General features: G+C 71.2%; 12 protein-coding genes and 2 pseudogenes. 9 read left to right on the top strand and 5 right to left on the bottom strand.

The window, feature by feature from the left end:
- The 4 genes and pseudogenes from C7C46_RS35935 to C7C46_RS14600 form a co-directional block, all read left to right on the top strand.
- Positions 1 to 616 (top strand): annotated as a pseudogene (locus C7C46_RS35935) (hypothetical protein); the annotation flags it as partial.
- Positions 573 to 1,949: a helix-turn-helix transcriptional regulator gene (locus tag C7C46_RS14610; RefSeq protein ID WP_110669658.1), complete on the top strand. Its 1,377-nt coding sequence runs from the start codon at positions 573 to 575 to the stop codon at positions 1,947 to 1,949. The pseudogene C7C46_RS35935 and the gene C7C46_RS14610, both read left to right, overlap by 44 nt.
- 81 nt (positions 1,950 to 2,030) lie before the next feature.
- A complete protein-coding gene (locus C7C46_RS14605) occupies positions 2,031 to 2,486 on the top strand; it encodes an SRPBCC family protein (protein WP_110669656.1) in 456 nt (151 codons plus the stop codon).
- Positions 2,487 to 2,547: 61 nt separating this feature from the next.
- Positions 2,548 to 3,516, top strand: coding sequence for an MFS transporter (locus tag C7C46_RS14600; RefSeq protein ID WP_110669655.1), 969 nt, complete (start codon positions 2,548 to 2,550; stop codon positions 3,514 to 3,516).
- Between the two features lie 4 nt (positions 3,517 to 3,520).
- Here the strand turns inward: C7C46_RS14600 and C7C46_RS37710 are convergent.
- Both C7C46_RS37710 and C7C46_RS14595 read right to left on the bottom strand, forming a co-directional pair.
- A pseudogene (locus tag C7C46_RS37710) lies at positions 3,521 to 4,498 on the bottom strand (hypothetical protein); the annotation flags it as partial.
- A 92-nt stretch (positions 4,499 to 4,590) separates the two neighbouring features.
- Positions 4,591 to 4,986, bottom strand: a complete 396-nt coding sequence (locus C7C46_RS14595) for a plasmid replication, integration and excision activator (RefSeq protein ID WP_110669652.1) — start codon at positions 4,984 to 4,986, stop codon at positions 4,591 to 4,593.
- Positions 4,987 to 5,179: 193 nt separating this feature from the next.
- Between C7C46_RS14595 and C7C46_RS14590 the strand changes: the two genes are divergently transcribed.
- Positions 5,180 to 5,887 (top strand): hypothetical protein, encoded by a 708-nt coding sequence (locus tag C7C46_RS14590; protein WP_181442353.1) that lies wholly within the window; start codon positions 5,180 to 5,182, stop codon positions 5,885 to 5,887.
- 77 nt (positions 5,888 to 5,964) lie between these two features.
- Here the strand turns inward: C7C46_RS14590 and C7C46_RS14585 are convergent, their stop codons facing one another.
- Positions 5,965 to 6,753 (bottom strand): GntR family transcriptional regulator, encoded by a 789-nt coding sequence (locus C7C46_RS14585; protein WP_245984420.1) that lies wholly within the window; start codon positions 6,751 to 6,753, stop codon positions 5,965 to 5,967.
- A 125-nt stretch (positions 6,754 to 6,878) separates the two neighbouring features.
- Here C7C46_RS14585 and C7C46_RS14580 point away from each other — a divergent pair, with 125 nt between their 5' ends.
- From C7C46_RS14580 to C7C46_RS14565, 4 genes are all read left to right on the top strand, one after another.
- On the top strand, positions 6,879 to 7,310 hold the full coding sequence (locus tag C7C46_RS14580) for an ATP-binding protein (RefSeq protein WP_110669650.1): 432 nt from the start codon (positions 6,879 to 6,881) through the stop codon (positions 7,308 to 7,310).
- Positions 7,311 to 7,461: 151 nt separating this feature from the next.
- Positions 7,462 to 8,304, top strand: a complete 843-nt coding sequence (locus C7C46_RS14575; RefSeq protein ID WP_110669648.1) for a sigma factor-like helix-turn-helix DNA-binding protein — start codon at positions 7,462 to 7,464, stop codon at positions 8,302 to 8,304.
- A gap of 4 nt (positions 8,305 to 8,308) precedes the next feature.
- On the top strand, positions 8,309 to 9,133 hold the full coding sequence (locus C7C46_RS14570; protein WP_110669646.1) for a protein phosphatase 2C domain-containing protein: 825 nt from the start codon (positions 8,309 to 8,311) through the stop codon (positions 9,131 to 9,133).
- 648 nt (positions 9,134 to 9,781) lie between these two features.
- Positions 9,782 to 11,308 carry an ISL3 family transposase gene (locus tag C7C46_RS14565; RefSeq protein ID WP_245984421.1) on the top strand — a complete coding sequence of 509 codons (1,527 nt, stop codon included), beginning with the start codon at positions 9,782 to 9,784 and terminating at the stop codon, positions 11,306 to 11,308.
- 65 nt (positions 11,309 to 11,373) lie between these two features.
- On the opposite strand, the gene C7C46_RS14560 is transcribed toward C7C46_RS14565, so the two are convergent.
- Together C7C46_RS14560 and C7C46_RS35930 are read right to left on the bottom strand one after the other, a co-directional pair.
- Positions 11,374 to 11,997, bottom strand: a complete 624-nt coding sequence (locus C7C46_RS14560; protein WP_110669643.1) for an SEL1-like repeat protein — start codon at positions 11,995 to 11,997, stop codon at positions 11,374 to 11,376.
- Positions 11,997 to 12,223: hypothetical protein (locus tag C7C46_RS35930; RefSeq protein ID WP_220040624.1), on the bottom strand; the 227-nt coding region annotated here is incomplete at its 5' end. The genes C7C46_RS35930 and C7C46_RS14560, both read right to left, overlap by 1 nt.

Genomic DNA, 12,223 nt, shown 5'->3' with positions numbered 1-12,223 from the left:
CCCGGCCAACCGGATCGAGCAGAACTACCAGCAGCGGATCTCCCTCCTCTCCGAGGAGGCCCGGACCTTGCTGCTGGTGGCGGCCGCCGAACCCGTGGGTGACCCCGGGCTGCTGTGGCGGGCGTCCGATCTGCTGGGTGTGGGGCCGCAGGCCGAGGCGAGCGAATTGATCGAGCTGGGCGGGCAGGCACGCTTCCGGCATCCGCTGGTGCGCTCGGCGGTGTACACGGCGGCCTCGCCTGCGGAGCGCCGCCGCGTCCACGGGGCACTCGCGGAGGCCACTGATCCGCTGACGGCGCCCGACCGGCGTTCGTGGCACCGCGCGCAGTCCCTGTCCCGGCCGGACGAGGAGGCCGCGGCCGACCTGCTGCGCGGAGCGGGCGCGGCGCCGGGGCGGGGCCGCTGCCGAGGCGGCGTTCCTGGAGCAGGCCGCGGCCCTGACGGCCGATCCGCGGCTGCGGGCCGAACGCAGTCTCGCCGCCGCGCGGGCCGCGCTGGAGGCTGGTGCGTTCGAGAGCGCGCTGACGCTGGTCGAGGCTGCCGAGGGCAGCCCGATCGACACCGCCGGACGGGTGCAGGCTCACCTCCTGCGCGGTCGCGCGGCGTTCTTCGGTGACGGCGCGGCGGATGCGGTCGGCCACTTGGTGGCGGCGGCCGACCTTGATCCCGGCCGGGCCAGGATCCACCTGCTGGACGCACTCCAGGCGGGTCTGGTGGTGGGCCGGTCCTCGGCCGCGGCGGCGAACGCCCTGGCGGCGGCCCGGCGGGCGCCCGCCGCGAGCGGTGACCGCTCGACTGCGGACGAGTTGCTGGACGGGCTCGTTCGCTACCTCGACGGCGACCTGGCGGCGGTACCGGTGCTGCACGGACTGCTGTCGGAGGAGACCGACCCGCTGTGGGCCGGCCGGCTGTCGCTGGCCGCCCTGCTTGCCGTCGAACTGTGGGACATCGCTCTGGAGGACCGGCTCGCCAGTCGGGCGGTGGACGCCGCGCGCACCGGCGGGACGCTGATGGTCCTGCCGGTGGGCCTGTGGATGCAGGCGATGGCCGCGGCCCAGCGCGGAGACCTGCTCGGGGCGGCGGCGCTGAACAGCGAGGCCGACGGCATAGCCGAAGTGACCGGTGTCCCGCCGCACTGGTACGGCCGGCTGTTCGCGGCCGCGGTGCGCGGGGCGGACGCGCAGGCGCGGCCCCTGTTCGACCGGGTGCTGGCCGAGTCGCACGCCCGGCACAAGGGCATGCTGACGGCGACCGTCCACGCGGCAGCGGCGCTGCACGCCAACGGCACCGCCGACCACCGCGCAGCTCTGGCCTCGGCCCGGTCGGCCGTCGCCGACGGCGAGCTGGGGATGTCCAGCCTCGCCCTGCCCGAGCTCGTCGAGGCGGCCGTTCGATGCGGCGAGCAGGACACCGCCCGAGAGGCGTTCGCGCAGCTGTCGCGGCACGCGTCGGCGGCGGGCACCGACTGGGCGCTGGGTGTGCGCGCCGCCCTCGCCGCCCTGCTGTCGGAGGACCCGGAGGAACTCCACGCCGAGGCGGTGGCCCGGCTGGCCGCCGCCGGCCTGCGGGTGTGGCACGGCCGCGCCCTGCTGCACCAGGGTGCGTGGCTGCGCCGCGACGGCCGCCGCGGGCAGGCCCGGGAGGCGCTGCGCGCCGCTCACGGGCTGTTCACCGCGATGGGCGCGGAGGGCTTCGCCGAGAGGGCCCGGGTGAAGCTGGCCGCCGCCGGCGAGCAGGCCCGGCCGGCCGTGCTCGGCGCGGTGGAGCTGTTGACCGGTCAGGAGCTGAACATCGCCCGCCTGGTGGCGACCGGCGCGACTTCCCGAGAGGTCGCCGACCGTCTGTTCCTGAGCCCGCGCACCATCGACGCCCACCTGCGCAGCGTGTTCCGCAAGCTCGACGTCACCTCGCGCCGCCAGCTTGCCGACGTACTCGGCCGGAACGCCTAGGCCGGGCCTGCTCAGTTAGGCAGCCGCCTAGGCGACTGTCGCCGATGAGGGCGCCGGGTCGGCCCGGCCAAACTCGGGGACATGAAGAACACGCCCTCGGGCATCGACCGGGCCGCCCCGGTTCTCGCCCGCCGTGAGCTGCCGATCCGGGCCCCGGCCCCGGCCGTCTGGGCGCTGCTGACGTACGTACCCGGCTGGCCGACCTGGCAGCCGGACATCGCCGAAGCCCGCGCTCTGACCCCGCTGACGCCGGGCGCGGTGTTCCACTGGCGCACCGGCGGCGTGGACATCAGCTCCACCGTGTACGCGGTGGACGCACCCCGGTCGATTCTGTGGGGTGGCCTCTCCCAGGGCATCACCGCCGTCCACCAGTGGACGTTCACCCCTTCGGCCAGGACGACCCTCGTCGTCACGGAGGAGTCCTGGGACGGTGCGCCCGTACGGGCCGATGCCGCTGTCGTCACCCGGGCCCTGGACCGGTCCCTCGCGCAGTGGCTGCTGCACCTGAAGTCCGCCGCCGAGCGCGCCGCGCGCTGACGCCCGCCGCGCCGTTCCCCTCCCACCGGCCTGTTCCCCCAGCCCCGTTCCTGGAGTTCCCATGCCCAGTGAGTCCCGTGGCACCGTCCTCGCGGTGCTGGCCACAGCCCAGTTCACCGTCATGCTCGCCACTTCGATCGTGAACGTCGCCCTGCCGCAGATCCGGGACGGCGTCGGCCTCTCCGACTCTGCCACCACCTGGGTCGTCAACGCCTACGGCCTGGCGTTCGGGGCGCTGCTGCTGGTCGGCGGGCGGGCCGCTGACCTGCTGGGACGGCGCCGCGTCCTGCTGGCCGGGTTGGGGGCCTTCGGGGTCGCCTCCGCCGTCGCCGCGCTGGCCACCTCGCCCGGTGTCCTGATCGCCGCGCGGGCCGTCCAGGGTGCGGGTGCGGCGGCCGTCGCGCCGGCGGCCCTCGCTCTCGCGGTGGGCCTGTATCCGCCGGGCCCGGCCCGCGGCCGGGCGCTGGCGGTCTGGGGCGCGGTGTCGGGGGCGGGCGGTGCGGCGGGGGTGGTGCTCGGCGGGCTGCTGACCCAGGCGTGGGGCTGGCCGTGGATATTCCGTACGGTGGCGATCGGCAGCTTCGCGGTGCTGGCGGCGACGGCCGTGTGCGTCCCCACTGCGGGCCGGGCGGAACGGGCCAGGTTCGACTGGGCCGGGACCGCCGCGAGCGTCCTCGCCCTGACCGCCCTGGTGTGGGGGCTGACCACGGCCCGCCGCTCGGGTTGGACGGACACCTGGGTGCTGGCCGCATTGGGTGCCGCCGCCGTGCTCACCGTGGTGTTCTGGCGGGTCGAGCGCACCAGCGCCTCCCCTCTGGTGCCGCCGCGGCTGTTCGCCGCCCGCGACGTGACCGTCGGCAACCTGCTGACGGGCCTGTTCGGCTCGGTGTGGATCGCGTTGTTCTTCTTCCTGCCGCTCTACCAGCAGCAGGTCCTCGGCGAGGACCCGCTGACCACCGGCTTGGGTCAACTTCAACCGCCTCTTCCAGCAGTTCGACCATGCGTTCCGGGTCGGAGGCGTACTTGGTGAACAGGCCGATGCCGAAGGACAGTTCCATGCGCTTGGGGTCCAGGGCCCAGATCTGCACCAGCCCGGCAGCGACGGCGGGCAGGAGCTTGCGGACCACACCCCACAGGACGGACCCCTTGCCGGCACCGGTCACCCCGGCGACCAGGACGTGCGTGCCGTGCAGCCTCAGGCGCCAGGGTGCCCCGTTCTCCTGGATGCCGATGGTCACCGCCCGCCACTGCGGCCCTGCTTCGACCAGCGGTTCGGGCGCAGTGCCGTCTCCTGGTGCAGCGATCGGGCCAGCACCGCCAGTCGGCGCGAGAGCCGCAGGGACGCGACGAGCGCCCGGAAGGCCCAGGGCCGAAGCCGACCAAGCGACTTCGAGAGTGTGCAGTGCCTGAACGGCCAGGTGGCGGTGGCGAAATCGGCTCCGCGCTGCCTGGGCTGCGGCCGCGTTCCACCAGGCGCGCAGCCGCTGGCGCAGGGTGGGCCTCGGTGGGCGCGTGCTCGGGGTCGCGTCCGTGAACGGCACGGCCAGCGGGTCACTTGTCCAGGCCCGCAGCACCACGGCGCCGCGCCGGGGACTGGTGACCTCGACCCGGTGCACGCGCCAGGCGTGCGCGATGGCCTGGGCCTGCTCGGCGAACTGCTCGGGGACCTGGCCGGGCAGCAGGCCCACTAGGACGTCGAGGCCGTCGGAGTGCTTGCGGAAGCGTGCGAGCCGTGGCCAGGTGTACTCGTAGCTCGCATCGAAGCGGGGGAGCGGTGCCTGCTGCCACAGGCCCAGCGCGTAGCTCAGCGCCGGCCAGCCGCGCCGGATGCGCGCGCGCAGCGAGAGCGTCCGGTAGGCCCACCAGGCGAGCGGGCCCGCGATGTACAGGGCCAGGACCGTGATGCCGCCGCCGGAGCCCAGCCGGGCGAGGGCCCGGGAGTACCCGATCCAGGCGGCCAGGAGGACGAGCACGGCGGTCCTGAGCGTGCTCTTGGCGTTGCGGTTGCGCATGGCTCTCACCTCACTTCCTTTGCTGTTGCTGGGAGTTGTTGGACCGGGTGGGCGCCGTCCGGGCCCCGGGCGGCGCCTACCGGGACGGTCGATCAGGCCGCACCCTTGGCGGCCGAGCGGGACGCGGCGGGCACGCGGACGCCCGACGCGCGGAACGAATAGGCCACCCGGCCGGACCCGTTGACGTAGGGCGTGACCGTCAGGCCCTCGAACTCGACCGGGCGGAACGGGAACCCGGGCGCCGGGTCGGGCAGCACCGGCAGCACGGCCGCGGCCACCTTGACCCGCGCCGACGTGTCCCGCGCCTCGGGGTCCGGGTCCACCACCGAGACCACCCACAGCGGCTGCCCAGTCGCCTTGTCCCGCGCCTGCACCCTGCCGCCGCTCTTGCTCGCCTCGAAGTCCGCCGCCGGCTCCACGGAGACAGCGAACGCCCCCACCGGGAACACGTCCTCGAACCGGACCGGGATCGCACCGCGAATGCCCATGACGCTTCCTCTCGTCCACCCCCCCTAGACAGTCGAAGCTCGACCGCCCCGAAGATGCTGTCTAGGGGGGTGGACATTTAAGGTAGGACACTCCGAGGCGATTGTCTAGGGGGCTGTACAACGACCTTGACGTGTCGTCAGTCGCGACATCGGTCCGCAGCTGTCCGTCATCGGGCAGCTCTAGGGTGAGCGCATGGTCGAACACGCTACGGATGAGATGCAGGTGGCGCTGCCTGCACACGAGATCGAGGTCGGAACTGAGCTGCTGAGCCGGCCAGTGCGGAACTCGGTGGGTGGCTGGCCGTTCCTAGACGAGGCCCAGGAATGGCCTGAGTGCTTCTGCGGAGAGCGGATGGCCATGTTCTTCCAGCTCGACCTTCCTGCGGATCTAGAGAGCTTCGGCGGCGACCACCTACTTGTCTTTCACTGTCGTGCGCACAACGACGCAACAGATCCCCCGTGGGACGGGGGCCAGCTCGCGCAGCGGTACTGGGACGCACCACAGCCGCCCTACCCGGGTCCGTTCTGGCGCGTGGTGCTCCAATGCAACGCCGTAGCACGAGCGGAGGTAGAACCGGCCGTGCGGGCCCTGCAGCTGTCACTGCGGGCTTTCGCCGACATCACGGATCGGTTCGGGCGAGGAGCCTATGGGTTCAAGGTGGGCGGTACGCCGTCCTGGGCCCAGGATCCCGAGTACTACACGTGTGCGTGTGGTACGGATCTGGTCTACCTCTGCCAGGTGCCGGAAGGCATGGACTTCGCCGCACATCCCGGTCAGCCCGAGCAGCCCTACAGCGTTGGCGCTGATACCTACAACCTGTTCCTGGGCAACGAGGTCTACCTGCTCGCGTGCCCGGCTCACTGTGATCCGGCAGCAGTCTGGCCGGTGAATCAAAACTGACCCCAGAGCGCCGCCCACGTCTGCGGATCCATCAGCCCCGCTCGTGGTGGGCCAGCCGGCAGTAGGCACTCCATCGATCACTCGCGGATGAGCTCCGGAGCGGGAGCTCCGGCTGCTTCGGGTGGTACATCGATTTCGTAGGCCAGTCGGAACCGGTCTGCTGCCATGACCAGGTCCGCCGTTTCGACGGGCGTTTCGCCGGCCCAGTGCGTGCGCTCGATGGTCAGCACGGTGGTGCCGAGCGGAACCCCGAGCGAGGTCGCTTCGGCTTCCAGGATCGGCCGCGCGGCCACATCCTCAGTGACTCGGTCTGGTGCGAGCCCGATCGACGCGAAGCGCACCACCACGCCCTCACCGCCGAGCGGTCCCATCTCGGGCAATGCGATCGGTGTCCCACCGGACAGCGCCAGCGGCTCCCAGCTGGTCGCCAGTTGGGTTGGTGCGCCGTCACCCCGGAACACGTACTGCGTCTGCATCAGCGGATCACCTTCGACGACGCCGAGCCGAGCTGCCAGGGCCGCCGTCGCGTACGTCTTCTGCGAGGCGTGCGACCAGCTCGGTTCGACGCCCCGTGCTCGGCTCTCCGTCGCGTACGGACTCCCGGGCGCCCGGTAGCGTCCACGTGCGACCCGTACGAGCGTGGGGCGCTCCCGGACGTACGTACCCGACCCCGGGCGCCCCTCGATCAGCCCCTCGGCCGTGAGCACGCGCAGCGCTTGGCGGACCGGCTGCTCGGACAGCCCGTACTCGCGGTGCAGCTCAGCGATGCTGGGGATGCGCGAGCCCGGCGGGCGCTGGCCCGAGAGGATCTCGGCGCGCAGGGCATCAGCGAGCCGCAGATACGCCGGTCGACCCAAGTCGCCCACGCTGCCCCCATCCTCACGATTCCTCAGATCAGCTTGACAACCTCGAATGCTAGCTTTCAAGCTCGGATTCGAGCTTGACGCAAAGTAGTTGATCAGAGCCACTCCTGCAACGGAAGGTGTCAGCCATGCCCTGGATCGCCCAGTTCCCCGGAGCGCCCGAGACCGTCGGGGCGGCGCGCGCCATGGTGCGCGACGCCCTCGCCGGCAACCCCAAGATGCGTGACGCGGAGCTGATCGCCTCCGAGCTCGTCACCAACGCCATCATCCACACCCGGTCCGGCCGCGGCGGCCACGTCTGGCTGGAGATCACCCGCCGCAAGAACTGGATCCGCATCGCGGTCACGGACGACGGGGCGCCCGAGAGCAGGTTCAGCTTCCGCTCCTCCGACGAGGTGGAGGACTTCGGCCGGGGGCTGGCGATCGTCCAGGCGCTCGCGGACTACTGGGGCGCGCGCAGCGAGGTCGAAAACTGCCACACCGTGTGGGCCGAACTAACATTCACCGAGCACGAAGATCGGCAGCAGCCCGCGCTGCGGCCGGAAACTCGGGGTGTATAGCCCCCTAGACAGCTGATCGCCACGAGAACCCGCCGGAGAAACCGCGATGAACCCCGACGCCCAGCAAACTGTCCGGTCTTGCCGTTTGCTGATCCTGTCTATCCCCCTAGACTCAGCCCTGACCGGTGAGCCCCACGGAAGAGAGCAGGCCATGGCGGGAGAGACGCAGCGGATCGCCGCCATCAAGGACCCGTTCGCACTGCTGCGGGCCGCCACCGTGCGGCTCGCCGAAGCGCAGACCGAGGTCACCGAGCTCTCCAGACTCCGCCAGCGGGTCATCTCCGAACTCCACGACCAGGGCATGTCCTACGCCCAGATCGCAGCCGAGGCCGGACTGACCCGCGGCCGCATCCACCAGCTCAAGCAGTCCGCACCCGCCCCCGAGGGCGCGTTCCTGGGCAACGCCCGCCTGATCATCGCGACCCCGCTCAAGCAGGAGGCCGGCAACGCCCGGCCGGTCCTGGCCGCCGAGGACTTCGCCGCCGCCCAGCGCCTCGGCGACCTGGCCCGCTCGTACAAGCTGGACCCGACCTTCGAGCACGTCCCGGTCGGCGGCGAGATCGACCTGAACCGCGAAGACATGATCGTCATCTGCGGTCCGCGGCTTTCCAGTCATGTGGCCGGGGTGCTCGCCCAGGACCCCTCGATCTGCTTCGAGCGCGCCGAGGACGGGCCCTGGACCCTGCGGGACCGGGAAGCCGGTGTCGCGTACCGGTCCGGGATGGACTCCACGCCGGCCGCCAACTCGGACGTCGCGTACCTGGGCCGCCTGCCCCGGCCGGACGGCAAGGGTCTGATCATGGTGCTGACGGGGATTCACCCGCAGGGCACCCTCGGCGTGATCCACCTGATCGTGAACGACCTCGCCGACCTCTACTCCCAGGTCGGCACCGGCTGCTTCTCGGTGCTGGTCAACGTGGAGTACAACCCCACCGACAACGAGCCTGTTAACGTGCGGCTGCTGTCGCCGTTCTACCGCCACGAGGCACACTGAGCGGGTGCGCATAGAGATCGCAACCGAGCCCGCTTACGCCGACCGCCCGAACGAGGATTTCGTAGCCGCCAGTCCGAACGCCGTAGTCCTGCTCGACGGCGCCGGCACCCCCGCCGGATCGGACAGCGGCTGCGTGCACGGGGTGGCCTGGTACGTCTCCCGACTCGGCGTCAGCCTGCTGGCGGAGGTGACCAACCGGCCCGATGAGCCGCTCGCCGACTGCCTGGCCAAGGCCATCACGCAGACTGCCGAACTCCACCGCGACACCTGCGACCTCAGCCACCCGGGCACACCGTCGGCCACCGTCATCATCACGCGCCTTCGCGAGCACGACATCGAGTACCTGGTCCTGGCGGACTCCTCGCTCGTGCTCGACCGGTCCGACAAGCCCGCATACGTGACGATCACCGACGACCGCGAAGCCCAGGTCGGCGCCGAACTGCGCCGGCCCATGGACGCCGAGGCCACCGGAACCCAGGCGCACGCCGAGGCCCTGTGCACCTACGTCGAGGCCATGCGGGCCCACCGCAACCGGTCGGGCGGGTTCTGGGTCGCCGCAGCCGACCCGGCAGCGGCCCACGAGGCCATGACCGGCACGTTCACGCGGGACAAGGTGAGCGGGTTCAGCCTCTTCAGCGACGGCGCCTCCCGCCTGGTCGACCGGTTCACCCTCTCCGACTGGACCGAGACCCTCACCCTGATCCGCGACCACGGACCGGCCGAGGTCATCCGCCAGGTCCGCGCTGCCGAACACTCCGACCCCGACGGCAAGCGCTGGCCCCGCGGCAAAGCCCACGACGACGCCACCGTCGCCACCGTCACCCTGTAACCGCCACGGCCAACAACTGACACGGTCCCACTGCCGAATTCAGCTCTACCAGGTCAAGGGCGCGCGCCCTGCGCGCGCCGCTGCCCCGTTCTGGCGGCCGACGCCGGGCGTGCGGGCTGGCGCCCGGTCCCGGCGCGACCGCCAGGACGGGGCAGCGCGGTGGCTGGGGTCGGCGGCTCCGCGGTTTTACCCACCTGCCCGGACCGGGACCCGCACCGAGCAAGACCGGGGGGCCACTCGGCCAAACTGCGGTCAGGCCCAAAAGCCCTGACCGAGTCGCAGCAGCTTACGGCCCCCCGATCATGCTCGGACCCAGACCAGACAGGACACCGGCCAAAACCGCTCCACCGCCCGCGCGATACCGTGCCGCAGGGAGCGCGGAGACTGGGGGACGGGGGAAGGCATGGCCCGCAAGGTCGATGACTGGACAGCAGGCACATACCTGCGAGGCTGGGCGATGCTCGAGATCCGGACCATGGCGCGACGGCGAAAGCCGTTGACCACCTGTCAAGGGACGGTAGGAGCTGGCTCTCCATCACTTTCCGTGAATCGATGGTCAGCTTGCGATCTTTTGGGTAGCCCTGTGACGTGGGGGAATGCGCGTGCGGGCGGTTTAATGTCCTGTTCCCGCAGCTGACCGGGGTGGTGATGGAGGCGGTGTTCCGGATCGGTCAGCGGGTGCGGATAGAAGTCACCAGCGGTGCCACGACGGCGGTGTGCCCGTGCTGCGAGACGGTGTCCTCCCGTGTGCACAGTCGCTACCAACGGCGCGTGGCCGACTGGCCGACGGGAGGGCAGACCGTCGAGCTCGACCTGCGGGTCCGCCGGTTCTTCTGCGACAACACCCACTGCCGGAAGAAGACCTTCGCCGAGCAAGTCGACGGGCTAACGGTCCGCCATGGCCGACGGAGCGTGCCGCTCCAACGACTGCTTGAGCGCGTCGCGTTGGCCCTGGGCGGCGAGGCCGGCGCGCGGCTGACCCGCCAGCTGCAGGCGGAGACGAGCCCTGCCACGCTACTACGGATGGTCCACAGACTGCCGCTGCCGGACGTCAAAGCGCCGAAGGTGCTCGGTGTGGATGAGTTCGCGTTCAGGCGCGGTCGGACCTACGGCACCATCCTGATCGACATGGAGACCCGCCGACCTGTGGACGTCCTGCCCGACCGCACCGCGGACTCCTTCGCGGCCTGGCTGGAACAGCACCCGGGGGTGGAGAAGATCTGCCGTGACCGCGGGGGCTCCTTCGCCGAAGGCGCCCGCCGCGCTCTGCCGGGCATTCCGCAGGTTGCCGACAGGTGGCACCTGCTGCACAACCTCGCCCAAGCGGTCGAGCGGACCGTGGCTCGGCACCACAGGTCCCTCAAGCAGCCGGCGAGCCAGCCGGCCGACAGCGGCCAGGACGTCGATGAGCGCCCGAAGGACACGGTGGAGAGCCGCCGGATCCGTGAGCGACATGCCGAGGTCCATGATTTGCAGCAGCGCGGGCTGACGATCAACCAGATCAGCCAGGCACTCGGACGGGACCGCAAGACCGTGCGCCGCTATGTGCAGGCGGCAACCGCCGACGAGATGCTCCGCGCCCGACCGCGCTGGCGCGCGACAGTGCTGCGGCCGTTCGCTGACCACTTGGAACAGCGGTGGCGCGGCGGCTGCGACAACGCCGCCATGCTCCGAGCGGAGATCCAGGCTATGGGCTACACGGGCAGCCGTAAGACGATCCGCCGCTTCCTCAACTCCCTTGTCGAATCGGGCAGCCGCCCGCTGCCGCCTCCTGAACCCCCACCGCCCGTGAGGGACATCGTCCGTTGGATCATCGGCCGGCCCTCCCGGCTGAGCGAGGACGATCACCAGAAGGTCAAGGACGTCCGGGCCCGCTGCACCGAGATCGACACCGCCGCCCGCCAGGCGCAGGCCTTCGCTCTCATCCTGCGAAAGCGCGAAGGCGGGCGCCTGATGGACTGGATCACCCAAGCCGAGGTATGCGGCGTGAAGGAGATCACCAGCTTCGCCACCGGTCTGCGCAAGGACCTCGCCGCCGTGACCGCCGGGCTCACTGAACACTGGAGCTCAGGCGCTGTCGAGGGCCACGTCAACCGCATCAAGATGATCAAGAGAACGGGCTACGGCCGGGCCAGCTTCAGCCTTCTCAGGCGCCGAATTCTCCTCATGAGCTGATGTGACTGAGCGCTGCAGTTGGCGAGTTGAGCGTCCACTGGGCCGGCTCGCCGCGCTGCTACGTCTCAGAGCATCCGCTCAGCTGTCGCCGCCCGTGCGCGTAGTGCCTCGGCCTCCTCGTGCTGCCCTTGGGCCGCCAGGATCCGGGCTCGGTACTCCATCGCGTACCCGTCGCCCAGTTCCTCGGCGCGCAGGAACGCCTGCACGGCCCGTGCCAGGTCGCCGCGATCCCGGAACGCCACGCCCAGGGCGGTGATCGGGAACGCCTCGCCCTGCGCGAGGATCACCGGCGTCCAGCGTTCGGCACCGGCCGCATCGCCGCGGTCGAGCGCCTGCTTGACCAGGCCCAGCATGGCGTCCGGATCGCCGAGCGCTGCGGCCTTCTCCCAGATCACCTGAGCGCGGTTCGCGTCACCGGCGGCCGCGTGCTGCATCCCCAGATTGAAGCCTGCCACCACGTTCCCGGCTTCCCAGGCCCGGCCCCACCAGCGCATCGCGCCGGCCCGGTCGCCCTTCCGATGCAGGACCGCCGCCAGGTTGCCCATCGCCACGTCGTCGCCGTGCTCCGCCCCGGCCGTCAGTTCGGCCAGCTCCTCGTCGGGCGGCAGCTCGACCTCGTGGCTGGCCGGCAGTCGGACCGACACCACCTCGTCGTCCGGCTCCGACCGTCGACGGAACCACCAAGCCATCAGCAACCACCCCAGCAGCGAAACCGCACCGATCCCCGGAATGCGGGCAAGCGAACATCTGTCACTCGGCGATCATGCCAGCTCTGACGCTGAACGCTCAGCTCGCCAGGTGCTGAGGCACAGCTGACCATCGATTCACGGAAAGTGATGGAGAGCCATGCTTGGTTGACCTTCAGTTCCTGTGACGGGAACAGGCCCAGGCCGCTGGCCTTGCTGTCGCGGATCC

It is taken from the genome of Streptomyces tateyamensis, from assembly GCF_003205575.1.
GTDB classification, from domain to species: Bacteria; Actinomycetota; Actinomycetes; order Streptomycetales; family Streptomycetaceae; genus Kitasatospora; species Kitasatospora tateyamensis.
This window is presented reverse-complemented; position numbering and strand designations above follow the sequence as displayed.